The organism is Streptomyces sp. NPDC087310 (genome assembly GCF_044744405.1).
Taxonomy (GTDB): domain Bacteria; phylum Actinomycetota; class Actinomycetes; order Streptomycetales; family Streptomycetaceae; genus Streptomyces.
Genome location: NZ_JBIUYF010000004.1, coordinates 850,993 through 877,844, shown reverse-complemented (window position 1 = coordinate 877,844; position 26,852 = coordinate 850,993). Strand labels below are relative to the sequence as shown.

The following is a 26,852-nucleotide window of genomic DNA, read 5'->3' as shown; positions in this document are numbered from 1 at the left end:
CCACAGGACCTGCGGGATCCGCCGGATCTAGTAGATCGGCTTCTCCGGCTCGATCTGGTTGACCCAGCCGATGACCCCGCCCCCGACGTGGACGGCGTCCGAGAAGCCCGCGGACTTGAGCACCGCGAGGACTTCCGCACTGCGGACGCCCGTCTTGCAGTGCAGGACGATCTTCTTGTCCTGCGGGAGGGTCGCCAGGGCGGTGCCCATCAGGAACTCGTTCTTCGGGATCAGCTTGGCGCCGGGGATGGAGACGATCTCGTACTCGTTCGGCTCCCGGACATCGATGATCTCGATGTTCTCCTTCTCGTCGATCCACTCCTTGAGCTGCTTGGGAGTGATCGTCGAGCCGGCCGCCGCCTCCTGGGCCTCCTCGGAGACGACGCCGCAGAATGCCTCGTAGTCGATGAGTTCGGTGACGGTCGGGTTGGCGCCGCAGACCGCGCAGTCGGGGTCCTTGCGGACCTTGACCTGGCGGTACTGCATCTCCAGGGCGTCGTAGATCATCAGCCGGCCGACCAGCGGGTCGCCGATGCCCGCCAGTACCTTGATCGCCTCGGTGACCTGGATGGAGCCGATGGACGCGCAGAGCACGCCCAGCACGCCGCCCTCGGCGCAGGAGGGAACCATGCCGGGGGGCGGCGGCTCCGGGTAGAGGCAGCGGTAGCAGGGGCCGTGCTCGGACCAGAAGACGCTGGCCTGGCCGTCGAAGCGGTAGATCGAACCCCATACGTACGGCTTGTTCAGCAGCACGCAGGCGTCGTTGACCAGATAGCGGGTGGCGAAGTTGTCGGTGCCGTCCACGATCAGGTCGTACTGGGAGAAGATCTCCATCACGTTCTCGGCCTCAAGCCGCTCTTCGTGAAGGATCACGTTCACATAGGGGTTGATGCCGAGAACGGAGTCACGCGCGGACGCGGCCTTGGAACGGCCGATGTCGGCCTGGCTGTGAATGATCTGACGCTGGAGGTTCGACTCGTCGACCTCGTCGAACTCCACGATGCCGAGGGTGCCGACACCGGCCGCGGCCAGGTACATCAGGGCCGGGGAGCCGAGACCTCCGGCGCCCACACACAGCACCTTCGCGTTCTTCAGCCGCTTCTGCCCGTCCATCCCCACATCCGGGATGATGAGATGACGGGAGTACCTGCGGACCTCGTCGACGGTGAGCTCGGCAGCGGGCTCGACCAGGGGTGGCAGCGACACAGGGACCTCAACTAGGGGGTTGGTCGGTCATTCAGTACGGTTGTTCTCCCTGTAACACTGCCACGGCCCTTCTCATTCCGAGACACACGGTCCGACTCGCGAGACGAATTCGTCCCAGAAGCCGGGCAGGGTCTCGAACGGGTCATTCCCTCCCGTTCGCTCCGTCCGGTCGGTACGGTCCGTTCGCTCCGTACGGTCCAGTCGCTCCGTACGGTCCGTTCGCTCCGTACGGTCGGTGAAGAAGATCGTCCCCGCGCCCTGCCAGCGCGCGACGCGCAGCGCCTCGTCGAGGTGGGTGCGCGGCACCCCGTGGACGAGATGGACGAACCGCTCCGGCGGGTACTCCGCCGTCCACGCCGCCGCCTGCGACCAGCGGTAGTCGCTCCACGGCCCGGAGAAGGTGACCAACTGGTCGGCGGCCACCGCGTATCCGGGGTGGGGATGGATCCCGTGCGCGAGGACGAGGTAGCCGCCGTCCGCGGCGCCGCCGGGGGCGCCGTCCAGCAGCGCCTCCAGGGTCGCGGTGGTCCGCCGTACCCGGGGCAGCTCCGCGCGCCCCGCCGGGCAGCGGTCCAGGTAGAAGCCGCCGACGCGGTACCAGTCGAGGAAGCGCCGCGCGTCGGCGACGATCTCCTCGTGGGGGCGGCCCCCGTACGCCAGGTCCAGGTGGCCGAGCACCCGGAGCCGTGCGTTGGTGAGCCGGCCCGCGGCGTCGAGACAGTGCGGGTCGGGGCGGTCGCCTGGGCCGTCGGCGACGTTGAGGACGGCCCAGTGCAGGGGGGTGGCCGGACGGGTCAGCTCGGCCCACTCGACGGGCGCGACCAGCGGGTGCGCGTACCCGGGGACGCCGAGGCCGAGCCCGCCCGCCCCGGCGCCGGGGCGGGGAGGCGCGCCGAGGGGTGGCGCGCTCCGGTGCCGGGGGGACGCGCCTCCTCCGCCCGGGGTCAGATGCGGCACGCCGCCTCCATCCAGATGTCCGCGAGGGACTCCTCCAGATTGATCCGGGGGCGCCAGCCGAGCCGGTCGCGGGCGGTCCGTACGTCGGCCTGCTGCCAGGCGCCGCAGCCGTCGGGGTACGGGAACGGGCCCGCGCCCAGGTGTTCCGCCACCGTCTCGGCCCGGGGCGCGCCGATGACGGCGTGCCCGGGGCGCAGTCCGGGCGGGCCCTGGGGCAGGTCGAGTTCGTTCAGGGCGCCCGCGAACCCGGCGACCCTGGCGAGTACGGCGGCGGCGTCCCTGAGCTTCACGGCGCGGCCGGTGCCGATGTTGACGATGCCCTGGGCCGCGGAGAGCGAGGCGGCGTGCACGGCGCGCGCGACGTCGCGTACGTCCACGAAGTCGCGCTGGACGCCGAGGCCGCCGAGCTTCAGCTCGCCGTCGCCCGACTGCATGGCGCGGCGCATCGCCTCGGCGAGCCGGCCGAGCGGGGAGCCCGCCGGGGTGCCGGGGCCGACGGGTGAGAAGACCCGGAGCACGATCGCGTCGAGCCCGGAGCCGAGGACCAGCTCGGACGCGGCGAGCTTGGAGACGCCGTACGGGCCGCCGGGGCGGGGTACGGCGTCCTCGGCGGTCGACGAGCCCTGCTGGGAGGGGCCGTACTCGGAGGCGCAGCCGAGCTGGACGAGGCGGGCGCCGCAGCCGCTGCGGCGCAGGGCCTCGCAGACGGTGGCGACGGCGACGGTGTTGTGCCGGGTGAGTTCGCGGGCGCCGCCGCGGGTGGCTCCGGCGCAGTTGATGACGACTCCGGGGTGGACGGCGTCCAGGAAGCGGGTGAGCGCGCCGGGGCTGCCCCCGGCGAGGTCGAACCGTACGTCGGCGTCGTCGCCGCGGCCGAGCGCGGTCAGGTGGACGGCGGGGTCGGCGAGCAGCCGGTCGGCCACGAAGCGGCCGAGGAAACCGTTGGCACCGAGCAGCAGGACCCTCATCGCGCGGCCCCTCCGTGCGGACGGGCCGTGGCGGAGGCCGGTGCTGGGGATTGCGGGGTCATGTCGTGCGTCTCCTTCTGCCTTCTTCTGTGACGTGTGTGGGGCATGCGAGGGGAGGTCAGGTGTGTGCCGAGGCCCGGGAGAGGGCGACGGCGGCGTGGACGAGGAGGCCGAGGGCGGCCGCACCGCAGGCGAGGGCCGGTACGGCGGCCGTCCCCGCGGCGTGGACGAGGGCCCGGACGGGCGTGGCGAGCGCGTCGCAGCCGGGGATGCGGCCGGCGAGGACGGACGCGCAGGCCAGGACCTCCAGGGCGCAGGCGGTGGCGAGGCCGGTGGCCGCGGATTCGGGGAAGCCGTGGACCGCGAGGAGCCGGGCGAGCAGGAACAGGGTGCCGAGCGCGACGGTGGGTGCGAGCGCGCCGCGCTCGGCGGGGAGCAGATTGGTCAGCGGGGTCAGTACGGCGAGGACGCAGGCGTACAGCCCGACGACGCCGAGGAGCAGGGGGCGCGCCCGCGCCGCGAAGTCGGCGAGGCCGCGGCTGGCGGTGAGTCCGCGGCGCGCCCGTACGGAGAAGAGGCGGGCGCACCAGGCGGCGGGCGCGACGGCGACGGCGAGCGTCACGAGGGGCGTCGCGGTGGCGGGCCAGGGCCCGTGGGGGCCGCCGTCGAGGAGCGCGGCGAGGAGGCCGTCGCCGCAGAGCAGGTAGGCCAGCAGCGCGTACGTCCAGAGTCCGGCGGCGGGTACGGTACGGCCCTCGGCGCGCAGGGGTCCCCGGCGGAGGCAGGCGGACACGGCGGCGGAGAGCGCGAGGGCGCCCGCCACGCCTATCGCGAGCTGCCGCTGTCCGGTGCTGTGCTCCAGCCCGGCGAGGGTGAGGGAGGCGACGGCGCCGGGCAGCAGGACGACACCCGCCCATCCGGCGCCTGTCCATCCGGCGCCGGTCCGCGCGGGGTCTCTCCGCGCGGCGCGCACGCCGCGCGGGAGGCGTGCGGGGCGCGCGCCGTCCTCCTCTCCCGCGCCGTCCTCCTCTCCCGCGCCGTCCGCCTCCTCCGCGCCGTGCACGCCGTGCACGCCCTCGGCCCCACGCGTTGCGTCCGCGCCCTGCGGGGCCCGTGCGTACAGCTCCTCCGCGAGCGAGAAGACGTCCCGGTGCCGGAAGCGCGCGGCCGTGCGGTCGGTGATCCCGTGGGCTTCGAGTCCGGCGGCGATCTCCAGCGGGTCGACGGCCCGCTCGCAGAGCGTGCGATGCCGGTGGAGCAGCGCCTTGACGGGATCGGCGGAACCCCGGCGCGCGTGCGCGTGACCGGCGGCGGCCGTACGGGCGTGGTGGGTGTCAGGCATCGCGCTCCCCCGCTCCCGTGTGGGCCGCTCCCGTGTGGGCCGCTCCCGTGTGGGCCGCTCCCGCGTAGGCGCCGACGCGCCGCCCGGTGGGGTTCGCCCAGCTCGGGGTGGTGTGCGGTGATCGGGGGCGGCCCGCCGTCCAGTGGCCCGGGACATGGGTCTCCGCCGGGTGGGCGAAGGGCAGGGGGGAGCCGTCGGCGTCGACCGACTCGGCCGCGCGCCGTACGGGGGCGTGCGAGATGAGTTCGAGGTAGAGAGCGCGGAACGCGGCGAGGTTCTGCTCGACGGTGAAGAGTTCCCGTGCGCGGGCGCGGGCAGCGGCGCCCAGGCGGGCGCGGCGCTCGGGGTCGCGCAGCAGCGCGACACAGGCGTCCGCGAGCGCCCGCGGATTGCGCGGGGGTACGACCAGTCCCGTACCGCCGATGACCTCGACGACCGCCCCGACGTCCGTCGAGACCGTCGCGCGCCCGCAGAACATCGCTTCGACCAGGCTGATCGGGAAGCCCTCGACCACGCTGGACAGCAGCACCAGGCTGCCCGAGGCGTACACGTCCGGCAGGTCGGGCGCCTCGGGGCCGCCGATCTCCTCGAAGGAGACGGGGTTGTCGCCGACGGCGTACGCGTCGGCCGCCTCGTCGGGGAAGAGCTGGGCCGCCAGTCCCCGGCAGTGCGTGAGATACGCCGCGCCGTCCGCGGTCCGCACCGGCGCGCCCACGATCCGCAGCCGGGTGTCCGGCTCCGCCCTGCGGATCTCCGCGAAGGCGTGCAGCAGGGAGATCAGGTCCTTGGCGGGTTCGATCCTGCCGACCCAGACCAGCGTCGCCGGACCGCCCGCACCACCGCCGTCCGCTCCGCCGGCACCGTCGCCGTCGGCGCTGTCGGCAGTGTCGGCTGCGTACGCCGTGAACCGTTCCGCGTCCATCCCCGGGTAGACCGTCCGCAGCTTGGCGCGGTCGGCGCCGCACCGTTCCTGCCAGCGCCGGGCGTGCAGGTTGCCGGGGGTGATGACGCCCGCCTGCCGGTAGATCTCGGCGGCGAGCCGCCGGTGGAACGCCGCGAGCAGGGCGCGCACCGGCGCACCGGACCCGGCGTCCGCGCCCACCGCGCCCGCGCCGCGTACGCCGGGGCCTTCCGCGCCGGAGTCGCGTACGCCCGCCCCGTCCGCGCCCGCCGTCGCCAGGTAGTGCGCCCGCAGCCGGACGCCGTACTCGGTGACCAGCAGCGGGACCCCGAAGAAGCGTTTGGCCAGCAGCCCCGGCAGGGCGGCGGAACCGCCGGAGGCGGCGTGGCAGAGGTCGACCGCGCCGAGCCCGTCGTCCTCGCCGTACCAGTCGAGCGACAGGGGGCGGAGCGCGCGCTCCAACTGGTCGGCGAAGGCGAGGAAGTCGGGCACGGTCGCGGTGTGCACGCTCCGGCGTGCGCCGGGTGCCCGGCAGGCCGACTCCAGCAGCCGTACGGCGGTCTCGGAGCGGAGCGCCGCGTACAGCCCGCCGCGCTCCCTGCCGAGGTCGGCCAGTCCGTACAGCCCCTCGGCGAAGGACTCGACGCCTCCCGTGCCGTCCGCGCCGCCCTCGGAGCAGATCGCCTCGGCCAGCCGGCCGAAGTGGAGCGCGAACCGGCGCCGGTCGCGCCGCCCGTGGCCGCGGCCGTCGTCGGCCGGCGCCCAGAGCGGCGCCGTGCGCACCCGCTCGGCGGGGACGTGGGGCGGCAGCAGGACCCAGCCGCTCCGTTCCTGGCGGGCGCTGCGGCTGAGCGCGTAGATGTGGAACTCGTGCGGTGCGAGCCCGCGTACGAGCCGGTCGCACCAGAGCCTGGACTCACCCGTCGCATACGGATAGCCACCGTCCGTGAGCAGTCCGATCCGCACGAGCGCACCCCCGATCTCCCTTGTGGGCGGCCGCCGTTGATCGGCGACACGCAGCGGGACGACCGTAAGCGGACAACCCGGTGGTGCGACGGACGGTTGTCCGTCGCACCACCGGAAGGGGTGAATGCACGTAACTTTCTCGTACCGGCGGCGTTCTGTCGCACTACGAAAAGGAACGGTTACGTACGGCGAACCTCGCGGGTCAGGTCAGGGCCGCTTCCCCGGCGGGCGCCACGGGCGCGGGAAGCTCCCTGCGGGCCGCGCGGCGGGCCGCCGCGAGGACCGGATCGAGCGCGGGCACGGCGGCCAGGAGCTGCTTCGTGTACGCCTCGGATGGCGCCCCGTAGACCTCCTCGACCGTGCCCTGCTCCACGATCCTGCCGTCCTTCATGACGGCGATACGGTCGCTGACCTGGCGTACGACGGCGAGGTCGTGCGCGATGAAGACCAGGGCGAGCCCCAGTTCCCGCTGGAGCTCCGCGAGGAGCGCGACGACCTGCGCCTGGGTCGTCACGTCGAGCGCGGAGACGGGCTCGTCGCAGACGATCAGCCGTGGCTCGGCGGCGAGCGCGCGGGCGATCCCGACGCGCTGGCGCTGGCCGCCGCTGAACTCGTGCGGATACCGGTCGTACCGGTCGGGGTCGAGCCCGACCCGCTCCAGCAGCCCCCGTACCCGCTCGACGATCTCCCCTTCGGCCAGCACCCCGGCGGCCCGCAGCGGGTCCGCGACGGACTCGCCCACCGAACGGCGCGGGTTGAGCGACGAGACCGGGTCCTGGAAGATCATCTGAAGTTCGCGACGGTAGGGCCGCAGCTCCTTCTCGGACGCCGCGCCGATCTCCGTACCCCGGTAGCCCAGCGTCCCGGCGGTCGGGTCGAGCAGCCGGACGAGCATCCGCCCCAGCGTGGTCTTGCCGCTGCCGGACTCGCCGACGATGCCCAGGGTCTCCCCCGGCGCGACGGTGAGCGAGACCCCGTCGACGGCGGTGACGGTCCGCCGCCCGCGCCGGAACTCGCGGCGCAGACCGACCGCCTCGATCAGCGGGGCGCCGGTGTCCGGAGCGGCCGGCGCCCGTTCGACCGGCGCGTCCACCCGGGGCACCGCCGACAGCAGGGTGCGCGTGTACGTGTCCTTCGGAGCGCCCAGGACGTCCGCGACGGGGCCGCGTTCGATCTCGCGCCCGTGCCGCATCACCAGGACCTCGTCGACGCTCTCCGCCGCGACCCCCACGTCGTGGGTGACCAGCAGCAGCCCCATGCCCGTCTCGTGGCGCAGGTCGTGGAGGAGGTCGAGGATCTGCGCCTGGACCGTCACGTCGAGCGCCGTGGTCGGTTCGTCCGCGATCAGCAGGCGCGGCTCGCAGGCCAGCGCCATCGCGATCAGCGCGCGCTGGCGCATTCCGCCGCTGAACTCGTGCGGCCGGGAGCGCGCGCGGCGCGCGGCGTCGGGGATGCCCACGCGGTCCAGCACCTCGACCGCCCGCGCACGCGCCGCGCGCCGGGTGGCGTCGGTGTGGACGCGGTAGACCTCAGCGATCTGGTCGCCCACCGCGTAGTACGGGTCCAGCGAGGACAGCGGGTCCTGGAAGACCATCGCGGCCACCGCGCCGCGCAGTGCGCGCAGTTCGCGGTCGGAGGCGGTGCCCACGTCCGTACCGGCGACCCGGACCGTACCGCCGACGCGTGCGCCGGTCCCCCGGTGCAGCCCGAGGAGCGCGCTCGCGACCGTGCTCTTGCCGCTGCCGGACTCGCCGACCAGGCCGATCGCCCGGCCCGCGGTGAGCGAGAAGGACAGCCCGTCCACGGCGCGTACGGTGTCGTCGTCGCCCGCGGTGAAGTCGACGGTCAGGTCCTCCACGAGGACCAGTCGCTCCGTGGCGGAACCTTCAGGAGTCCCAGGTGTCCCGGGTGTGCCAGGTGTCACAGGAGTCCCTGGAGCCATAGGAGTCCCGGAAGTCGTACGCGTCACAGGAGAGCCACCCTTCGGTCGGCCACGGCGTACAGCAGGTCCGCCACGACATTGGCCAGCACGACGGCCGCTCCGGTCACCAGCACCACGCCCACCACCACCGGCAGATCGACATCCCGCACCGAGTCGATGAGCGTCTTGCCGACGCCGGGGATGCCGAACAGGGTCTCGGTGAGGACCGCGCCGCCGATCACCGTGCCGAAGTCGTTCGCGTTGAGCGCGATGACCGGCGGCAGGGCGCCGCGCAGCGCGTGCCGCCCGACGACCGCGCGCTCCCCGACGCCGTAGGCGCGGAAGGTGCGGATATGGTCCTCGGCCAGCGTCTCCAGTGTCGAACTGCGCGTCAACCGCGCGTATTTCGCGCTCTCGAAGAGCCCCAGCGTGAGCCAGGGCAGCAGCATGTTCCACGCCCACTGCTCGGGGTCGTCGCCGAGCGGTACGTACGACGGGAACGGCAGCCACTGGAGATACGCGCAGACCACCATCAGGAGCAGCAGGCCCAGGATGAAGACGGGCGTGCCGGTCCCGGCGAGGGTGAGCACGGTCAGCGCGCGCTCGGTGATCCCGCCGCGCCGCAGCGCGGAGAGCAGGCCGGTGCCGACCCCGATGACCAGCCAGACGACCATCGCGCCGACGGCGAGGGAGAGCGTCGCGGGCAGCCGCTCCAGGATGAGCTGGGTGACCTGCTGGTCGGTCTTGTACGAGAAGCCGAGGCAGGGCGCGTCGCAGTGCAGCAGCGCGGTGCCGGTGGAGTAGTCGCGTCCGGCGACGATGCCGCGCAGGAACTGCCCGTACTGCGCGAAGACGGACTGGTCCAGGCCGAGGCGCTCCCGTACCTGCGCGACCTGCTGCGTGGAGCAGCGTTCGCCGCAGGCGAGCCGGGCCGGGTCGCCGGGCGCCAGGTAGAAGAGCGCGTAGACGACGACGGAGAGCACGAGCAGGACCAGGAGCGCGCCGGCGAGCCGTTTGATCAGATAGCGCGTCATGAGGCGTTGTCCTTGAGGGGGGTACGGGCCTGGCCGGACGTACGGGCGCGGGTGCGCGTACGCGTCCCGACCCGCAGCCGGCTCGCCTCGCGCGGGTCGAGCGCCGTACGGAGCGCGTCGCCCAGCACGGTGAAGGCGAGCACGGTCACGAACAGCAGCCCGGCGGGGAGCAGGACGTACATCGGGTCGGCGCGGAACCAGGTCTGCGCGGTCGACAGCATCACGCCCCACGAGGGGGTCGGCGGCTTGACGCCGACGCCGAGGAAGGACAGCGACGCCTCGATGACGATGTTCGTGGGGAGCAGGATCGCCGCGTACGTGATGACGGGCGCCGCGAGCGAGGGCAGCAGTTCGCGCCGTGCCACCCGCAGCCGCCCCGAGCCGCCGAGCCGGGCCGCGGCCACGAAGTCGAGCTGCTTCAGGGTGAGAGTCTGCGCCCGGACGATCCGCGAGGTGCCGCCCCAGTTGAGCAGGCCGATGACGAGGATCAGCAGCAGGGGGCGGGGGAAGTCCTGGGGGACGACGGCGGTCAGGGCGATGGCGAGCACCAGCATCGGCAGCGAGATCATCACATCGGTGACCCGGCTGAGGAAGGTGTCCAGCCAGCGGTTGCCGAGACCGGCCGCGAGGCCGACGGTGACGCCGATCGCCACCTGGACGACGGTGGCGCCGAGGGCGACGAGGAGCGAGATACGGGCGCCGTAGAGCAGCCGTACGAACAGGTCGCGTCCGGTGCCGGGTTCGACACCCAGCCAGTGGTCGCCGCTCACCCCGCCGAACGAGCCGAGGGGCACGCCGCCGCGCGCCGAGTCGACGAGCGAGTCGTGGTACGTGTTCGGGTCCTGGCCTTCGAGCGCGGCGAGCAGGGGCGCGGCGAGCGCCAGCACCACCAGCAGGGCGAGGACGCCCCCGGCCACCAGGGCCGAGGGTCGTCCGCGCAGCCGTCGCCAGACCTGGCCGGCGCCGGAGGAGGGAGCGGCCGGGGCGGGGGCCGTGGCGCCCGCCCCCGCCGCCACCGGGTCGGGAGCGGTACTCACTTGACCGCGACCTGCGAGATGTCGAGGACGCCGGTCCAGTCGCTGATCACGATGTTCTTGACGTCCTTGCCGTAGAGCCGCTTGTAGACGGGGTGGAAGAGCGGCACGTCGAGGGCCTGCTCACCGATCTTCTTGTCGAGCGCGCCCCAGCGCTTCGCCGCCGCTGACAGGTCGGTCAGCTTGTTGATCTCGTCGATCTCCTTGTTGACCGACGCGTCGTCGAACTGCGCGTGGTTGAAGTTGGAGCCGTCCTTGACGATCTGCCGGCCGTCGAAGATCGGCGCCAGGAACGGTCCGCCGGACGGCCAGTCGGCGCCCCAACGGGAGAGGAAGAAGCCGGGCCCGTCCTTGACGCTCCAGCGCGCCTCGTTGAACGCGTTCGGTTCCAGTCCCACCAGCTTGACGGTGATGCCCGCCTTCTTGAGCCCTTCCTGGACGGCCGTGGCGACCTCGGGGCTGGTCTCGCGGTTCTGCGCGGTGGAGTGGGTGAGGGAGATGGTCAGCCCGTTCGGGAAACCGGCCTCCTTCAGCAGTTCCTTGGCCTTCGCCGGGTCGCCCGTCTTACCGGCCGGGAAGTGGTCGTACGGCGTGTAGCCGAACGCCTTCTGCTCGGGCAGGAAGGTGGTGGCGGGCTCGGCGAGCGCGGAGCCCCCCGCCGCGTTGATCACGCTGGTGCGGTTGATGGCGTACGAGATCGCCTGGCGCACCTTGGGGTTGTCGAACGGCTTCACCTTCGGGTTGAAGGCGAGGTAGTTCGTGTAGCCGAAGTGACCGGTGCCGACCCGGGCCGCGAGCGCCTTGTCGCTGCCGACCTCGGCCAGCTCGGCGGGGCCGAGGTTGGTGTCGGTGGTGACGGCGGCGGCGTCGGCGCCCGAGCTGGTGGCGAGCCGCTGGTTGATGACGGCCGAGTCGAGACCGGCCTTGACGTCGATCTTGTCGGGGTAGGCGTGGCGCTGGTCGTCGGTCTTCTCGGACCAGTGCGGGTTCCGCTCCAGGACCATGTGCTGGCCGTCGCCCTCGTTCTTGACGACCTTGTACGGCCCCGAGGAGACCGGGCGCTCCTCGTACTTGGCGCCCTTGTCCTTGGCCTTGGGCACCGGTGCGAACTGCGTCTGGGTGGCGACGAAGGGGAAGTCGCCCTCGGGCTTGTTCAGCTTGAAGACGATGGTTCTCGCGTCGGGCGTCTCGATCGAGGCGAGGCCCTTGCTGTCCTTGTACGGGCCCTGGTACTCCGCGCCGCCGACCAGCCAGTCGCGCAGGTAGGGGGCGCCGCCGGAGAGTTCGGCGGCGAAGGAGCGCTCGATGCCGTACTTGATGTCGGCGGTGGTGATCGGGGTGCCGTCCTCGAACTTCAGCCCCTCTTTGAGGGTGTACGTCCACTCGGTGGCGTCGGCGTTGGGGCGGCCCGTGTCGGTGGCGAGGTCGGGCACGACCTTGGTGCCGGCCGCGCCGTCCTCCCGGTTGCGGGTGGTCAGCGTGCGGAAGACCAGCGAGGGGACGTTGCCGCCGCCGGAGGTGTAGAGGCGCGCCGGGTCGAAGTCGGTCTGCGCCTCGGTGTTGAGCACCGAGAGCGTGCCGCCCTTCTGGGGCTTGCCCTGGGCCGAGCCGTCGCTCTTGGCATCGTTGTCCTGGGGGCCGGCGCAGGCGGCTGCGCCCGCCGTCACGGCCAGGGCGACGGCTGCCGCGGCCACGCGGCGGGTGATGACGGACGGTTGACGCATCGGATGAAGCCTCTCGGTGGGCTGCGCGCACGGCGTGCACAGGAGTCACGGGGTGCACAAGAGTGACAGGAGGGGGCTGGGCTGGAACAGAGGGCGTGGAACGCCCGGTGTCCGCGCAGGCGGCAGCGGCGGAGAGGACGGAACGAGAGGAACCGGGACGCCGCGCCCGCGTACGGACGGAATGCGCCGGGCACGGCGGTCCGCGGCGGAAAGAGGCAGCGGACGTACGCGCTCGGGCGGCGTCAGCTACAGAGGATGTCGGCGACGCACAGCGGCGTCACACCGATGAGCGCGAGCTCAAAGGCGGCGTGACGGGAGGCGCGTGCGCAGGGGGACGACATGCGGAGAAATATGGACGAGGCAGTGTTCGAATGTCAACGCGGAGTGAGACAGCCCTCTCACCATACGGACGGTCACGGCGAGCCCGAGATGATCGCGAGATGACAGCGGGCGATCGCGGGTGCCCCACAGGTGATCACGACTGACCGATGGCGATCGCGGGCGATCACCGAACACCACCCATGGCCCCGGGCCAGACACAAAGGCCCTGGATCACTCGTCCGGGTAGACCCAGGGGTTCGGCCGGCACCTGATGCCGTCGAGGTCGAGCGTCTTGGTCTGCTGCTGCATCACCGGCGCGAGCGCGCCCGGCGTGCGGCAGCTCACATGGTTATGGCCGAGCCGGTGGCCGACCTCGTGATTGATCAGCATCTGCCGGTACGGGAACATCGCCTTGTCGCCGAAGGTCTCCGCGCCCCGCGCCCAGCGGAAGGCGTTGATCATGACGCGGTCGGTCGCGGCCGAGTCGCAGGACACGTTGTCGACGGTCGTGTCGAGACCGGACTTCTCGCACCAGACCGCCGTGGTCCCCGGGCTCGCCAGGGTGATCACGAAGTCCGGCTGACCGCTGGAGATCCGCTCGAAGGTCATGGCACCGTTGTGGGCCCAGCTCCGCCGGTCGTTCAGGGTCTTCTGGACGGCGTCCGCGAACAGCGTCCCGTTCAGACCGAGTCCGTTCTCGATGTCCACGCGGTAGCGGAACTTCTGGCCCTTGCCGGGCGCCTTGGCGAGGCCCGGTACGGCGGTGAAGCTGCCCGCCGCCTTCAGCTCCGGGTCCAGCGGGAACTGGCGGGTCATCAGCTCCCCGTACGTGGCCTGGGTGGCGGCGGCCGAGGGCGCGCCCTTCCCGTCAGCGGGGGCGGTCCGCTCGTCGGAGCGTGAGGCCCCGTCGCCCTCCTGGTCAGCCCGGTCGATGCCGCCGTCGGCCCGCGCGTCGGACGCGCCGGAGCCGGTTCCGGTGACCTGACCGGCCACCACGACCGCGAGGACGGTGGTCACCGCCGCCGCGGCGATCCCGGTGAGCGCGCGGCCCCAGCCGCCTCTGGCGGGCTCCTCCGCGTCCTGTCCCGCGCCGTCCTCGTCCTCGGCGATGGCTGCCGCGCCCGTGGCCTCGCCGCCGTCGCCGCCACCGGGCTTCGACGCGGGCCGGGGCACGGGGGTGGCCGGGGCGTCGAACGAGCCGAAGGCGTCGAACGCGTCCACGAACTCCCTGCGCGGGCCCGGGATCAGCGGCTTCGACGGGCCGCCGGCGCTCCCTGCCACGCCCCCGCTCCCCGTGGCGCGCGGCTTCGGGTCCGGCCGGTCGCCGTAGCGGCGTGCGCTGCCCCAACCGCCGCCGGACTCCCGCTGTTCGGGGTGGCCGCCGCGTACCTGCGGCACGCCGTGCGCGGGCGTGCCGGGCCCCGGTCCGCCGTGCTGGTCCGGATCCTGGTCCTGGCCGTCGCCGGAACGCCCGCGCCGCCCGTACCGGCCTTCCCGGTCCTGACCTGGTGCACCCGCCGCGGGGCCACCCACGCTCGGGGAGCCCTGGGGTACGGGCCCTTTGCGGCTGTGTCGTCCCACGCCCCGGATCAGCTCCTGCCGTGTTCGTCGATCGAGTCGTCGGAGTCGTACGCGTCAATGAGGTCCCGGCACGCCTGGGCGACCTGCCGGGGGTACTCCATCATGGCAACATGCCCGGCGTCGGGGAGCGTAAGGAGCCGGGAATCACGGAAAGCGGCCGAAGCCCGGCGGGCCATACGGGACGAAACGATCTGATCCCGCCCGCCGTAGACGAGCAGGGTCGGTGCCAGTACCCGCTCGGCCTGCCGCCACAACGCGTGCTGTCCGCCCAAGGTGTACGCGTCGACGATACCGCGTGCCGAACCGGTCATCGCCTCCCAGAAATGAGGCAGTTGGAGCCTGCGCTCCATCTCCGCCACCGCGTGGCGCACGTCCTCTTCCGTGACCGCGGAGGGGTCGCCGTAACAGAGCTCCATCACCCCGCGGGTGCGCTGCTCCGCCGTCCACCCCCGGGTCAGCCGGCCGAAGAGCGCGGCGACGCCGGGCACCGCGAGCAGCGCGGTGGGCAGGGCGGTCCGCTGCACCAGGATCTCCGGCAGCGCCGGGGAGACCAGCGTCAGCGTCCGCACCAGATCCGGCCGTGCGGCGGCCACGCGCGTCGCGACGGCGCCGCCGAGGGAGTTGCCGAAGAGGTGGACGGGGCCGCGTCCGCCCGCGTCCAGCAGCCGGATCACCGCGCGGGCGTGGGCGCCGACCGAGTAGTTGCCGTCGCGCGGCGGCGGCGAGTCCCCGAAGCCGGGCAGATCGACGGCCTGGCCGTCGATCAGGTCCGCGAGGTACGGCATCAGCGCCGACCAGTTTTGCGACGAGCCGCCGAGCCCGTGCACGTACAGCCCGGGGGCGGCCCCGGCGCCGGTCGCGGGCCGTGCCCGTACGGTCAGGGTGAGTCCTGGCAGGGTGACGGAGCGCAGCTCCTCCCCTTCCGCGACCCGTACGGGACTCACCTTCGGAGCCACGGCGGCGGCTACGGTTTCCGGCAGCTCGGTCGACGACATGCGGCAATGTTACGAGACGATCACGCCGGAATCCCGGTGTTCGGCGTCACAGGCCGTATGGCGCGTGACACCCCCGGCTCCTAGGCTCGGGAGAGAGAAAGGGGGCCGGCATGACAGTCGATCCCACGGAACCGGACACCTTCGCCCCGGACACCCGGGACGACGGGAGCGCCGGGGCCGCCGACGAGATCCCCGAGGCCGACGCCGCCGAGCAGCGCGCGGAGGTACGCCGGGGCCGTGACGAGCCGCTGACGCACATCGACCAGGACACGGCGAGCGAGGGGGACGCGGCCGACCAGGCGAGGGCGGTGGATCTGGGCGACGAAGAGGACTACCGCTGAGGTGACGGCCTGGTGTGGCAGGCCGCGAAATGTCGTGGCCGGGCAGGTCACCACGGCCCGGTCCGGCTTCCGTACGCGTCCGGTCCGTGAAATTCTGCCTCCTCACCACGCGCGGCCGGGTTACCCAAAAGTACGATGGCGGAGCGGCGCACCACGCGCACGGAACGAATTTTGGGAGGCGGCGTGACAGCCATAGAGCAGACCGAGGCGGCGCGCCCGCGAGGCACCCGCCTGCCGCGTCGCGCCCGGCGCAACCAGCTACTGGGCGCCGCACAGGAAGTGTTCGTCGCGCAGGGGTATCACGCGGCGGCGATGGACGACATCGCCGAGCGGGCGGGCGTCAGCAAGCCCGTGCTCTACCAGCACTTCCCGGGAAAGCTGGAGCTGTATCTCGCCCTGTTGGACCAGCACTGCGAGTCGCTGCTGCTGGCCGTCCGTACGGCGCTGGCCTCGACGACGGACAACAAGCTGCGCGTCGAGGCGACGATGGACGCGTACTTCGCGTACGTGGAGGACGAGGGCGGCGCGTTCCGTCTGGTCTTCGAGTCGGACCTGACCAACGAGCCGGCGGTGCGCGAGCGCGTGGACCGGGTCGCGCTCCAGTGCGCCGAGGCGATCTCCGACGTGATCGCCGAGGACACCGGGCTCTCCAAGGAGGAGTCCATGCTGCTGGCGGTGGGGCTCGGCGGGGTCTCGCAGGTCGTCGCCCGCTACTGGCTCTCCAGCGAGTCCCAGATCCCCCGTGAACAGGCCGTCCAGCTCCTCACCTCGCTGGCCTGGCGCGGCATCGCCGGCTTCCCGCTGCACGGCACCGAACAGCACTGAGAGGGCCGCGGGCCGGACCGTGTTCGCTGCGGGCGTGCACCGCGGCGCCTTCCGGAGGGTCTCTCCGGGCTAGTGTGTGCTGCGTACAGCGCGGCTGGCCGCGCAACGCAGACCGTTCGGAGGGACATAGCCGTGGAGGTCAAGATCGGCGTGCAGCACACGCCCCGCGAGATCGTTCTGGAGAGCGGGCAGTCCGCCGAGGAGGTCGAGCGAGCCGTGTCCGCGGCGCTGGCCGGCAAGGCGCAGTTGCTCAGCCTCACGGACGACAAGGGGCGCAAGGTGCTCGTACCGGCCGAGCGGATCGCGTACGTGGAGATCGGTGAGCCGGCGGCACGGCGGGTCGGCTTCGGCAACCTGTAGCCGCTGTCGTCAACCGACAGAAGGAGTGGCCCGGCGGGATTTTCCCGCCGGGCCACTTCGCTGTGGTGAGGGTTGTTTTCACCGCCCGCCGGGTAGTGACGTGACGGGCCGAAAGGTCCGGACCGCGTAGCCACCCCCCGGTGTTGTGAGGTGATCGGCAGTGATCCTGGTAATCCTCGGATCGGTCCTGCTCGGACTCGGTCTGTCGTGGGCCGCCGCCCACCACCTGGCGGACCGGCTCCCCGCGCTCCGTACGGTGTACGCGGCAGGGCCCCTCGGCGCCCTCTTCGGCGCGTACGTGACACACATGGCGCTCGGCGCCGGTCATGTCATGGCGACGCTGGTGGGCGCCCTGCTGGTCGCCTCGGTCCTGCTCTCGCTGCTGCTCCGCCCGGCGGGCCGGCCGCTGCACCGCGCCATACCGTCCTGACGCGGACGGGACTCCTGACGCGGGCGGGACGCGCCCGCCGGAGGAGCGAGCGGGTCAGGCGGCCAGGCCGAGGGCGGCCATCCGCTTCGTGTGCGCCTCGGTGATCCGGGAGAACATCCGGCCGACCTCCGCGAGGTCGAAGCCGCCGGCCACCCCGCCCACCAGCATCGTGGAGAGCGCGTCCCGGTCGGCCACCACCCGCTGGGCCTGCGAGAGCGCCTCGCCCATCAGACGGCGCGCCCAGAGCGCGAGCCGGCCACCGACGCGCGGCTCCGCCTCGATCGCGGCGCGCACCTTCTCCACGGCGAAGTTGCCGTGCCCGGTGTCGTCCAGCACGGCCAGCACCAGCGCGCGGGTGTCGGTGTCCAGCCGGGCGGCGACCTCGCGGTAGAAGTCACTGGCGATCGAGTCGCCGACGTACGCCTTGACCAGGCCCTCCAGCCAGTCCGACGGCGCGGTCAGGTGGTGGAAGTCGTCCAGCGCCTTGGCGAACGGCTCCATGGCCTCGGTCGGCTCGGCGTCGATCGCCCGCAGCCGCTCGTTCAACTGTTCGAAGTGATGGAATTCCGCCGCGGCCATCTTCGCCAGCGCCGCCTTGTCCGCCAGGGTCGGCGCGAGCTTGGCGTCCTCCGCGAGCCGTTCGAAGGCCGCCAGCTCCCCGTAGGCGAGTGCGCCCAGCAGGTCCACGACCGCCGCGCGGTACTGCGGCTCGGCCGAGGCCGTCTCCCAGTCCTGGGCGGCGGTACCGGTCGGCGCGTCCGAACCGGCCGACTCGGACGCGGCGGATCCGGTCGATCCGGTGGGTTCCTCGGCTGCGGATGCGGGCGGGGTGGCGTTGTCGGGCGTCTCCATGAGGGGCACAATAGCCCGCTCTGCGGAGGGCGGAAGGGCCTGGTCAGACACTGCCGTCACACCATCCCGACGAATTCGCCCAACACACATGCGCGATTCCGGGGTACAGTGGTAATGAGCCTGCCGACTATTCGGCGGGCCATCGCATGTTTACAGTGTTTGAACGAGGTCCGTTCTCCACGGACAGGCCCCAGAGGATGCCCGGTCGGTGGCCCGATCGGCTCCGACCCCGACCGCCCTCCGCGCGGACCGTGCGCACAGCAGCGTACGACCGCAGATGAGGGGCCCCCTCAGCGGCATGAGCGCTCTGAGCGACGGCAGTGGTCCCGCGCCATCCGGCCAATCCACGGCCGGCCGAGTACCCAGGTGCGGTACGACCCCCAGCGTTCGCCTCACGCCGCGTCTCACAGAAGAGGCAGCACCCTGACTACGACTTTCCGAGAACTCGGAATCCTCCCCGAGACAGCCGAAGCGCTTGAAGCCGTCGGCATCCTGTCTCCGTTCCCCATCCAGGAGATGACCCTCCCCGTCGCGCTGTCGGGCAAGGACGTCATCGGACAGGCCAAGACCGGCACGGGCAAGACGCTCGGCTTCGGCCTCCCGCTGCTGGAGCGCGTCACCGTGCCCGCGGACGTCGAGTCCGGCCGGGCCACGCCCGAGCAGCTCACCAACGCCCCGCAGGCCCTGGTGGTCGTCCCCACCCGCGAGCTGTGCCAGCAGGTCACCAACGACCTGCTGACCGCCGGCAAGGTCCGTAACGTACGCGTTCTCGCGATCTACGGCGGCCGGGCGTACGAGCCGCAGGTCGAGGCCCTCAAGAAGGGCGTCGACGTGATCGTCGGCACCCCGGGCCGGCTGCTGGACCTGGCGGGCCAGCGCAAGCTGGACCTGTCGCACGTCCGCGGGCTCGTCCTCGACGAGGCCGACGAGATGCTGGACCTGGGCTTCCTGCCCGACGTCGAGCGGATCATCCAGCTCCTGCCGCCCAAGCGCCAGACCATGCTGTTCTCCGCGACGATGCCGGGCGCGGTCATCGGCCTCGCCCGCCGCTACATGTCGCAGCCGACGCACATCAGCGCCACCTCGCCGGACGACGAGGGCGCGACCGTCCGCAACACGACCCAGCGGATCTACCGCGCCCACTCCATGGACAAGCCGGAGCTGGTCGCGCGGATCCTCCAGGCCGAGGGCCGCGGACTCGCCATGATCTTCTGCCGTACGAAGCGCACGGCCGCCGACATCGCCGACCAGCTCGCCCAGCGCGGCTTCGCCTCCGGCGCGGTCCACGGCGACCTGGGCCAGGGCGCCCGCGAGCAGGCGCTGCGCGCCTTCCGCAACGGCAAGGTGGACGTGCTGGTCTGCACGGACGTCGCCGCCCGCGGTATCGACGTCGAAGGTGTGACGCACGTCATCAACTACCAGTCGCCGGAGGAGGAGAAGACCTACCTCCACCGCATCGGCCGCACCGGCCGCGCGGGGGCGTCCGGTACGGCGGTGACGCTGGTCGACTGGGACGACATCCCGCGCTGGCAGCTCATCAACAAGGCGCTGGACCTCGGCTTCCCGGACCCGCCGGAGACGTACTCCACCTCCCCGCACCTCTTCGAGGAGCTGAACATCCCGGCCGGGACCAAGGGTGTCCTGCCGCGCGCCGAGCGGACCCGCGCCGGGCTCTCGGCCGAGCAGGTCGAGGACCTGGGCGAGACCGGTGGCCGTGGCCGCAGGTCCGCGCCGGCCGCCGCCGCGCCCGTACGGGAGGAGCGGCCCGAGCGTACGCGCACGCCGCGCCAGCGCCGCCGCACCCGTGGCGGTACGACCCTGGACGCCACGGCGACAGCGACGACGGCGCCCGCCGCCGCTGCCCCGGCCCCGGCCAGGGCGAGCGCCCCGGCGGTGGCCGCACCGGCCCAGGCACCGGAGCCGCAGTTCCAGACGGCCGTGGTCGACCTCCCGGTGGAGCCGCGCACCCCGCGCCGCCGCCGGCGCACCCGTGCCGGTTCCGGTGCGGAGACGGCGTCCCCGGAGACCGTGGTGGCGGAAGCCACCGCCGTGGCCGAGGCCCCCGCGGTGGCGGAGCCGGAGGCGGCGCCCAAGCCGCGCCGTCGCCGTGCCCGCGCCGCGAAGCCGGAGGCGGAGGCTCCCGCGGTGGCCGAGGCGGCCGTGGCGGCCCCCGAGGCGCCGGTCACCGAGGCTCCGGCCGAGGAGACCAAGCCGCGCCGCCGCACCCGCGTCACGAAGGCCAAGGCGGCCGAGGCTCCGGCCGCGGAAGCCGTCGCGGTCACCGAGGCCCCGGAGACCACCGAGGCCGAGGAGCCCAAGCCCCGGCGCCGTACCCGCGTCGCCAAGCCGAAGGCCGAGAAGACCGAGAAGGCTGCGAAGACAGAGAAGGCCACGGTGGCGGACGCCGTCGCCGAGGCCCCCGGCACGGAGGCGGAGCCCAAGCCGCGCCGCCGCCGCGCCCGTACCACCACGGCGAAGACGGCCCCGGCCCAGCCCGAGGAGAGCTGAGCCGAGCCGCACCTCGCCCGGGCGGGCCCGTTCCACTCGGTACGCCGCCCCGTGTCACCGCCGATGGCCCGACGCCCCGCACTCAGGGGGTGCCGGGCCATCGGCGGTTCCGAGGCCCCGTACGTGACGGGGACCCCTGTGCGTTACAGGGGCGGAACGCGGACCGGACGCGTACGCGGTTAGCCTCGTCGCATGAGTCGGCCGCCCACCTTCACCCCGCCCTCCTGCGCCCACGCCCGTACGCTCGCCACCCGGCGCGGACGGTTCGCCGTCCTCGACGCGCGGCCCGCCGGGGAGCCGCACGGGACCGTGCTGATGCTGCCCGGGTTCTCCGGCAGCAAGGAGGACTTCATCGCGCTGCTCGAACCGCTCGCGGCGGCCGGGTACAGAACCGTCGCCGTGGACGGCCGCGGACAGTACGAGACCGATGGCCCCGACACCCAAGAGGCGTACACCCGGGCCGAGTTGGCCGCCGATGTGCTGGCGCAGGCGGCGGCGCTCGACACCCCCGTCCATCTGCTCGGGCACTCGCTCGGCGGCCAGATCTCCCGCGCCGCGGTGCTGCTGGACCGGGATCCGTTCCTCTCGCTGACGCTGATGTCCTCGGGGCCCGCCGAGGTCACCCCCGGCCAGCGGGAGCGGATCAAGCTGCTCAGCGACACACTCGCGGTCATGTCCATGGCCCAGGTCTGGGACCTGATGCAGACGATGGAGCCCCCGGAGGACGTCTCCACCCCCGGCAGCCGCGCCGACCTGCGCGAACGCTGGGTGCGCACCAGTCCCGCGCAGCTCGTCGCGACCGGCGCCCAGCTCAGCGCGGAGCCGGACCGGGTGGCCGAGCTGGCCGCCGTACAGCGGCTGCCGCTGCATGTGATCTCCGGCGAGCGGGACGACGTGTGGCCGGTGCCGCTGCTGGACTCCATGGCGCGGCGGCTGGAGGCCCGCAGGACCGTCATCGCGGGGGCGGAGCACTCCCCCAACACCGACCGGCCGGCGCAGACCGCGGCGGCACTGGCCGACTTCTGGGACAGCCTCTACTGACACGGGCACGGACACGGCCCGGCACCGACGGACACGGACGCACACCGGCGGACACCTCCCGCCCAGCGCTCAGAACTGGGACTGGAGGTGCTGCCAGAAACCGTCCCGCAGCGACCGGCGCAGCATGGAGTGGCCCCTCAGCGAGCGCTGGAGCAGCTTCTCCGCCTCGATCAGCAGGTCCTGGTCGACCGGTCCCGGCAGATAGGGGTGGCCCGGCAGCAGCTCGGCCATGGCCTCCCTGCCCCGTTCCGCCAGCCACGTCGCGGCGATCTGCGCGCCGAGGAACCGGACCTGGTCCCGGGAGGGCGGCGGCTCGCCCTCGTGCTCGTACGTGGTGACCGGCCGCCGGGTGACGTACGGCTTGCAGAACTCCAGGTCGAAGGTGCGCTGACTGTCGACCTCCCAGAGCAGCGGCTCCGCCTGGTTGGACCCCTCGCCCGCCTCGATGCCCCAGAGGTGGACCCGCGCCCCGTACCCCTGCGCCGCCTCGACGGCCGACACCAGGTCCTCGTCGCCGCCGACCAGGGCCGCGTCGCTGATGGCGCGGTGCCGGGCGAGCGATTCGAGGTCGGTGCGGATCAGGGAGTCGACGCCCTTCTGCTGGTTGTTGGCGTTGAGGTTGCCCAGCCTGACCTTGACGTCGGGCAGTTCGGCGATGGACTGCTGCTCGGTGGTGTGGATCCGGCGTCTCGCGCCGTCGTACCAGTAGACGCGGAGCAGTCTGCTGTCCGCGAAGATGATCCGCGCCTTGTCGATGAAGGCTTCGATGAGCCCTTCGGCGTCCAGGTCGAAGGAGCGCCGGTCCTCGGTACCCGCAACTAGCAACCCGGCCGCAGCGTAGACGTAACCGGCGTCGACGAAGATGGCATGTGTGGAAGGGGTCTTCGCGACCTCGGCGAGCATGCGCTGGAGCAGCTCGTTGGTCCGCTCCAGCCGGGCGCCGATACCGGTGTTCTCCGCATCGCTCTCCGCGTTGCTCTCCGCGTTGATCTCGGTGTTGCTCTCTGCGTTGATCTCTGCCTCGTTCATACGCCGTTCGTTCCGGGTGGACGGACACCTTACCCATCGGTAGTTAGTCACTCAAAAATTTTCCTTAGCGTAGGGAATGTTTGCAGAGGGCAAGCCGTTGATGGGGATGTAGCTGCCCGACATATAACCAACGACGGAGTTGCCCGTCACTCACACAGTTCTCCAGCAGGAGGATCAGACGAAGGGAGAAGCCTTGCGCTTCGAAATCATGCGACTCGACGACGTCGACGGCACGGCCGTGGACAGCACCGTCGTGGACGCCGCCTCCGTCAACCGGATAGTGCAGCAGGCCGCAGCGATGGGCCAGCGCATCTATATCCGCCCGGCCGAATCCTCGGCCTCGTAACCTTCCCGGCTCTCCAGGATTTCACGCGACGCACGAAGCGCCCCCGTACGGATCACTCGTACGGGGGCGCTGCCCGTTGCCCCAGGCACCGAGTGACCCCGCCGCTCATGAGGCCCTCACGAGGCGCTCACGAAGCCTGGACGACCTGGGTGACGCCGTTGATGATCTGCTGCACGGCAATGGCCGAAAGCATCATCCCGGCGAGCCGGGTCACCAGCACCACCCCGCCGTCCCTGATCACCCTGATGATCACCAGCGAGTAGCGCATCGTCAGCCAGAGCACCCCGTGCATCGCGACGATCGCCGCCCAGACCGAGACCTGGCCCGCGGCGCCGTCGGCGTGCTGGACGGCGAGGATGACGGAGACGATCGCGCCGGGCCCCGCGAGCAGCGGCATGCCCAGCGGTACGAGCGCCACGTTGACGTCCTTGGTCTGCTGCGGCTCGTCGGTCTTGCCGGTCAGCAGGTCGAGCGCGATGAGCAGCAGGAGCAGCCCGCCGGCGATCATCAGGGCCGGTACGGAGACATGGAGGTAGTCCAGGATCTGCTGGCCGAGCAGCCCGAAGACGGTGATCACTCCGAAGGCGACGGCCACCGCCTGCCAGGCCATGGCGCGCTGGACCTTGGCGGGGCGCCCGGAGGTCAGGGCCAGGAAGATCGGGGTGATCCCGGGCGGGTCCATGATCACAAAAAGGGTGAGAAAGAGGGATCCGAAGACAGCGAAATCGAACACAGTGAGGCCCTGAGGGAAGAAGAAGCGGGAGGAACGGGGAGGGACGGGGAGGAACAGAGGGGAGCGGAGCACGGCGGCGGTGCCGGGGAGGCGGTCGGCCGGGCAGCCGGGTGACAGACGGGTGGAGTGACAGGCGGGTGGAGGGGGACGGGGCCAGGCCGGTTACGCCCGGAAATACGCCGGACGTACGGCAGGGCCGCGCCGCGGCGGGGGGAGGGCGGAAGCCCTACGCGTGTCCGCCCGCGCCGGGCACCGGGAAGGCTCCGGAGGCACGCCGGGTGATCTCGCCGTAGATCTCCGGGTCGGTGGTCCAGGCGCCCAGCTCCACGGACTTCCGGCTGCCGTGGTAGTCGCTGGAGCCGGTGGTCAGCAGCCCGAGTTCGGCGGCGAGTCCGCGCAGCCGGGCACGGGTCGGCCCGTCGTGGTCCATGTGGTCGACCTCGACGCCGTCGAGCCCGGCGGCGGCGAGCCGCGCGACGGCGGACTCGGGCACGACCTCGCCGCGCTTGACGGCCTGGGGGTGGGCGAAGACGGTGACCCCGCCGGCGGCCTTGACCAGGCGGATCGCCGTGAAGGGGTCGAGTTCGTGCTTCTCGGCGTAGGCGCGCCCGCCGTTGGCCAGCCACTGCGGCGTGAAGGCGTCGGAGACCGTCTCGACGACGCCCAGCTCGACGAGGGCGGTGGCGATGTGCGGCCGGCCCAGGGAGGCGTCACCGGCGATCCGCTCGACCTGCTCCCAGGTGATCGGGACGCCCAGCTCCTGGAGCTTGGCGACCATCGCGCGGGCGCGGGGCACACGGTCGTCCCGTACCAGCTCGCGCTCGCGCAGGAACGCGGGCTCCTCCGGGTCGAAGAGGTACGCGAGCATGTGCAGCCCGACACCGTCGAGCCGGCAGGAGAGTTCGGCGCCGGTGACGAGCGTGAGCGGCCGGTCGAGCCCCGGGAGCGCGGCGATCGCCTCGGCGTGGCCCCGGGTGGAGTCGTGGTCGGTCAGCGCGACGACGTCGAGTCCGGCGGCGACGGCGTTACGGACCAGCTCGGCGGGGGTGTCGGTACCGTCCGAGGCGCTGGAGTGGGTGTGCAGATCGATGCGCACGACGCGGGCTCCGGGGCTCGGGACGGGCCAGGGGTGAGGCCCTGGTGGGGGGACGTCAAGGATAACGGCAGCCGTTTCCCGCCCCGCAGGCCCCCCACACGCCCCACCCGCACGCTCTCGCACGCCCGGTGCACGGCCTGCTCCCCGCACGTCCGACAGCGGCACGCCCTGCTCCCCCGCACGTCCGACAGCGGCACGTCCGTCCCCCGCACGTCCGACCGCGCGGCTCCGTACGCCCGTACTCAGTTGAGCAGCCGGGGAGAGAGCACGCCGCACGGCAGCAGCTCCACCTCCGTGCCCACTTCCCGCAGATCGGTCAGGACGAGTTCGTCGTAGAGCAGCAGCCCCGACTGCTCCGGCCAGACGATCGCCCACAGCCAGAGCCCGAGCGCCTCGCCCACGAAGACGGCGCGGTCCTGCGGCGCCTGCGGGACGTGCCAGAGCGGGGTGGGCCGGCCGGCGGCCAGGAGTTTGGTCTGCGGTGGCTTGTCGACACTGATCATGGCCCCCGGGTCGGGTCCGTCGATCCCCGCGTAGCGCGCCCCGAGCCCGACGCCCAGCTCCTCGGCGATCAGCAGCAGCTCGCCGCTGCCGCCGAGCGGTCCTGGACCCGAGCAGGCGACGGCGGTGGCCCGGCCACCGCTGCGGTCGTCGCCCGCGTACGCCACGCCGGCGAAGAGCCAGCCGACGGGCAGCGGCCAGGGCATCCAGACCGGGACCCGCGCGCGGTGCACCACGACATCGAGGGCCTCGACGCTGGGCGGTATCACGGGCTGGAGCGGATGCACGGTGCCGTGCACGTCGCACTGCCAGGAGTCGGCGAAGAGACCGGGCGCCCTGACCCGGCCACCGCACTTCGGACAACTGGGTTCGCCCCTCATAGCGCCCCACGGTCCTCCGCGACCGTCGTCGCGTCAAGGACGATCACCCGTCCGGCCCGAGGTGTCACGGAGCGAGGTAGGTGTAACTTGCAATCATTAGCTCCGCTAACTTAATATGTTCATATACCACTTATCCAGCCGGAGAGCGAGGAGACCCCTCATGCGCGCAGAGCCGGGCGAAGCAGGCCGCGACGATCCGTTCGACGAGGGAGCGGGCGGGCTGTTGCACCAGCCCAAGGCCGTCTGGGCCACGGCCGGAGCCTCCGTCGTGGCCTTCATGGGCATCGGACTCGTCGACCCGATCCTGCCGTCCATCGCCCAGGGACTCGACGCCACCGCGAGCCAGGTCTCCCTCCTCTTCACGTCCTACTTCCTGATCACCGCCGTCGCGATGCTGCTCACCGGCTGGGTCTCCAGCCGGATCGGCGGACGCAAGACCCTGCTCGTGGGCCTGGCCCTGGTCGTCGTCTTCGCCGGACTCTCCGGTACGTCGTCCTCCGTAGCGGAACTGGTCGGCTTCCGGGCCGGCTGGGGCCTCGGCAACGCGCTCTTCGTCTCGACCGCGCTCGCCGTCATCGTCGGCGCGGCGGCCGGGGGTTCCTCGGCGGCCATCCTGCTGTACGAGTCGGCGCTCGGCCTCGGCATGGCCTGCGGGCCGCTGCTCGGCGCGCTGCTCGGCGACGCGAGCTGGCGCTACCCGTTCTTCGGCACCGCCGCGCTGATGGCCATCGGCTTCGTCTGCATCACGGCGTTCCTCAAGGAGCAGCCCAGGCCCGCGCGGAAGACCTCGCTCCTCGACCCGATCAGGGCGCTCGGCCACGGCGGGCTCGCGTCGGCCGCCGCCGCGGCGTTCTTCTACAACTACGCGTTCTTCACGGTCCTGGCCTTCACGCCGTTCGTGCTCAACATGTCGCCGTACCGGTCGGGCGCGGTCTTCTTCGCCTGGGGACTGCTGCTCGCGGTCTTCTCCGTCCTGGTGGCGCCCCGGCTCCAGGCGCGCCTGGGCTCGCTGCGGGTGCTGGGCGGCTCACTCGTGCTGCTCGCGGCCGACCTGGTGGTGCTCGGATACGGGAACCACACCGCGGCCGTCGTCGGCACGATCGTCTCGGGCGCCTTCATCGGCCTCAACAACACGGTCTTCACCGAACTGGCGCTGGGGGTCTCGGACGCGCCCCGGCCGGTGGCGAGCGCGGGCTACAACTTCGTCCGCTGGTTCGCCGCGGCGGCGGCGCCCTTCCTCGCACCGAAGATCGAGGAGTGGAGCGACGTCCATGTCCCGTTCCTGGTGGCCGCGGGCGCCGCGGTCGTCGGCGCCGTCGTCGTGGGGGTACGGCGCGGCGCGCTGAGCCACCGGGCCGAGGAACTGCGGCCCGCGCACGCCACGGAGGACGGCGTCGGGGTCTTCGCCAACTGACCCGCCACGGATACCGGAGCGGGTCCGGGTCCAGACCCGGGTCCGG

25 protein-coding genes are annotated in these 26,852 nt (G+C 72.5%); 8 read left to right on the top strand and 17 right to left on the bottom strand.

Annotation, left to right across the window (positions count from 1 at the left end; translation table 11 throughout):
- Positions 1 to 27: 27 nt before the first annotated feature.
- The 12 genes from moeZ to ACIO3P_RS19005 form a co-directional block, all read right to left on the bottom strand.
- On the bottom strand, positions 28 to 1,206 hold the full coding sequence (moeZ, locus tag ACIO3P_RS19060) for an adenylyltransferase/sulfurtransferase MoeZ (RefSeq protein ID WP_329829249.1): 1,179 nt from the start codon (positions 1,204 to 1,206) through the stop codon (positions 28 to 30).
- Positions 1,207 to 1,278: 72 nt separating this feature from the next.
- Positions 1,279 to 2,163, bottom strand: a complete 885-nt coding sequence (locus ACIO3P_RS19055; protein WP_401851306.1) for a spherulation-specific family 4 protein — start codon at positions 2,161 to 2,163, stop codon at positions 1,279 to 1,281.
- Complete coding sequence (locus ACIO3P_RS19050) at positions 2,151 to 3,131, bottom strand: NAD-dependent epimerase/dehydratase family protein (protein ID WP_329829247.1); 981 nt, start codon at positions 3,129 to 3,131, stop codon at positions 2,151 to 2,153. The genes ACIO3P_RS19055 and ACIO3P_RS19050 overlap by 13 nt, the downstream gene beginning before the upstream one ends.
- Positions 3,132 to 3,249: 118 nt before the next feature.
- Positions 3,250 to 4,473, bottom strand: a complete 1,224-nt coding sequence (locus tag ACIO3P_RS19045) for a hypothetical protein (protein WP_401851309.1) — start codon at positions 4,471 to 4,473, stop codon at positions 3,250 to 3,252.
- Positions 4,466 to 6,340 (bottom strand): glycosyltransferase, encoded by a 1,875-nt coding sequence (locus tag ACIO3P_RS19040; RefSeq protein ID WP_401851311.1) that lies wholly within the window; start codon positions 6,338 to 6,340, stop codon positions 4,466 to 4,468. Before ACIO3P_RS19040 ends, ACIO3P_RS19045 begins: the two co-directional genes overlap by 8 nt.
- A gap of 202 nt (positions 6,341 to 6,542) precedes the next feature.
- Positions 6,543 to 8,282 carry a dipeptide ABC transporter ATP-binding protein gene (locus tag ACIO3P_RS19035; protein WP_401851312.1) on the bottom strand — a complete coding sequence of 580 codons (1,740 nt, stop codon included), beginning with the start codon at positions 8,280 to 8,282 and terminating at the stop codon, positions 6,543 to 6,545.
- A gap of 23 nt (positions 8,283 to 8,305) precedes the next feature.
- Positions 8,306 to 9,295 (bottom strand): ABC transporter permease, encoded by a 990-nt coding sequence (locus ACIO3P_RS19030; protein WP_329829243.1) that lies wholly within the window; start codon positions 9,293 to 9,295, stop codon positions 8,306 to 8,308.
- Positions 9,292 to 10,332, bottom strand: a complete 1,041-nt coding sequence (locus ACIO3P_RS19025; RefSeq protein WP_329829242.1) for an ABC transporter permease — start codon at positions 10,330 to 10,332, stop codon at positions 9,292 to 9,294. Before ACIO3P_RS19025 ends, ACIO3P_RS19030 begins: the two co-directional genes overlap by 4 nt.
- A complete protein-coding gene (locus tag ACIO3P_RS19020) occupies positions 10,329 to 12,053 on the bottom strand; it encodes an ABC transporter substrate-binding protein (protein WP_329829240.1) in 1,725 nt (574 codons plus the stop codon). Before ACIO3P_RS19020 ends, ACIO3P_RS19025 begins: the two co-directional genes overlap by 4 nt.
- A 242-nt stretch (positions 12,054 to 12,295) precedes the next feature.
- Complete coding sequence (locus tag ACIO3P_RS19015; protein WP_329829239.1) at positions 12,296 to 12,394, bottom strand: Ms4533A family Cys-rich leader peptide; 99 nt, start codon at positions 12,392 to 12,394, stop codon at positions 12,296 to 12,298.
- 211 nt (positions 12,395 to 12,605) lie between these two features.
- On the bottom strand, positions 12,606 to 13,955 hold the full coding sequence (locus ACIO3P_RS19010; protein WP_401851315.1) for a DUF3152 domain-containing protein: 1,350 nt from the start codon (positions 13,953 to 13,955) through the stop codon (positions 12,606 to 12,608).
- 8 nt (positions 13,956 to 13,963) lie between these two features.
- Complete coding sequence (locus ACIO3P_RS19005; RefSeq protein ID WP_401851317.1) at positions 13,964 to 14,950, bottom strand: alpha/beta fold hydrolase; 987 nt, start codon at positions 14,948 to 14,950, stop codon at positions 13,964 to 13,966.
- Positions 14,951 to 15,060: 110 nt separating this feature from the next.
- On the opposite strand from ACIO3P_RS19005, the gene ACIO3P_RS19000 reads away from it, so the two are divergent.
- The 4 genes from ACIO3P_RS19000 to ACIO3P_RS18985 all read left to right on the top strand — a co-directional run bounded on the left by ACIO3P_RS19000 (position 15,061) and on the right by ACIO3P_RS18985 (position 16,906).
- The gene (locus tag ACIO3P_RS19000; protein ID WP_329829236.1) at positions 15,061 to 15,291 is read left to right on the top strand and encodes a hypothetical protein; all 231 of its coding nucleotides are present in this window, start codon (positions 15,061 to 15,063) and stop codon (positions 15,289 to 15,291) included.
- 183 nt (positions 15,292 to 15,474) lie between these two features.
- On the top strand, positions 15,475 to 16,116 hold the full coding sequence (locus ACIO3P_RS18995; RefSeq protein ID WP_329829235.1) for a TetR/AcrR family transcriptional regulator: 642 nt from the start codon (positions 15,475 to 15,477) through the stop codon (positions 16,114 to 16,116).
- A gap of 132 nt (positions 16,117 to 16,248) precedes the next feature.
- Positions 16,249 to 16,476, top strand: coding sequence for a DUF3107 domain-containing protein (locus ACIO3P_RS18990; RefSeq protein WP_329829234.1), 228 nt, complete (start codon positions 16,249 to 16,251; stop codon positions 16,474 to 16,476).
- A gap of 160 nt (positions 16,477 to 16,636) precedes the next feature.
- Positions 16,637 to 16,906: a hypothetical protein gene (locus ACIO3P_RS18985; RefSeq protein ID WP_329829233.1), complete on the top strand. Its 270-nt coding sequence runs from the start codon at positions 16,637 to 16,639 to the stop codon at positions 16,904 to 16,906.
- Positions 16,907 to 16,960: 54 nt separating this feature from the next.
- Here the strand turns inward: ACIO3P_RS18985 and ACIO3P_RS18980 are convergent, their stop codons facing one another.
- Positions 16,961 to 17,758 (bottom strand): ferritin-like fold-containing protein, encoded by a 798-nt coding sequence (locus ACIO3P_RS18980; protein WP_329829232.1) that lies wholly within the window; start codon positions 17,756 to 17,758, stop codon positions 16,961 to 16,963.
- A gap of 516 nt (positions 17,759 to 18,274) precedes the next feature.
- Here ACIO3P_RS18980 and ACIO3P_RS18975 point away from each other — a divergent pair.
- The gene (locus ACIO3P_RS18975; RefSeq protein ID WP_401851318.1) at positions 18,275 to 20,266 is read left to right on the top strand and encodes a DEAD/DEAH box helicase; all 1,992 of its coding nucleotides are present in this window, start codon (positions 18,275 to 18,277) and stop codon (positions 20,264 to 20,266) included.
- 192 nt (positions 20,267 to 20,458) lie between these two features.
- Complete coding sequence (locus ACIO3P_RS18970) at positions 20,459 to 21,307, top strand: alpha/beta fold hydrolase (protein WP_401851320.1); 849 nt, start codon at positions 20,459 to 20,461, stop codon at positions 21,305 to 21,307.
- Between the two features lie 69 nt (positions 21,308 to 21,376).
- Here the strand turns inward: ACIO3P_RS18970 and ACIO3P_RS18965 are convergent, their stop codons facing one another.
- Positions 21,377 to 22,210, bottom strand: coding sequence for an NYN domain-containing protein (locus ACIO3P_RS18965; RefSeq protein WP_329829684.1), 834 nt, complete (start codon positions 22,208 to 22,210; stop codon positions 21,377 to 21,379).
- A gap of 319 nt (positions 22,211 to 22,529) precedes the next feature.
- On the opposite strand from ACIO3P_RS18965, the gene ACIO3P_RS18960 reads away from it, so the two are divergent.
- Entirely contained in the window at positions 22,530 to 22,682 is a 153-nt protein-coding gene (locus tag ACIO3P_RS18960; RefSeq protein WP_015611185.1) for a hypothetical protein, read from the top strand.
- Between the two features lie 127 nt (positions 22,683 to 22,809).
- On the opposite strand, the gene ACIO3P_RS18955 is transcribed toward ACIO3P_RS18960, so the two are convergent.
- From ACIO3P_RS18955 to ACIO3P_RS18945, 3 genes are all read right to left on the bottom strand, one after another.
- Positions 22,810 to 23,415, bottom strand: a complete 606-nt coding sequence (locus tag ACIO3P_RS18955; RefSeq protein ID WP_329829224.1) for a MarC family protein — start codon at positions 23,413 to 23,415, stop codon at positions 22,810 to 22,812.
- A 226-nt stretch (positions 23,416 to 23,641) separates the two neighbouring features.
- A complete protein-coding gene (locus ACIO3P_RS18950; protein ID WP_401851324.1) occupies positions 23,642 to 24,511 on the bottom strand; it encodes a PHP domain-containing protein in 870 nt (289 codons plus the stop codon).
- A 242-nt stretch (positions 24,512 to 24,753) separates the two neighbouring features.
- The gene (locus ACIO3P_RS18945) at positions 24,754 to 25,392 is read right to left on the bottom strand and encodes a DUF6758 family protein (RefSeq protein WP_329829222.1); all 639 of its coding nucleotides are present in this window, start codon (positions 25,390 to 25,392) and stop codon (positions 24,754 to 24,756) included.
- A 160-nt stretch (positions 25,393 to 25,552) separates the two neighbouring features.
- Here ACIO3P_RS18945 and ACIO3P_RS18940 point away from each other — a divergent pair, with 160 nt between their 5' ends.
- Positions 25,553 to 26,806 carry an MFS transporter gene (locus tag ACIO3P_RS18940; RefSeq protein ID WP_401851326.1) on the top strand — a complete coding sequence of 418 codons (1,254 nt, stop codon included), beginning with the start codon at positions 25,553 to 25,555 and terminating at the stop codon, positions 26,804 to 26,806.
- The last annotated feature ends 46 nt before the right edge of the window (positions 26,807 to 26,852 follow it).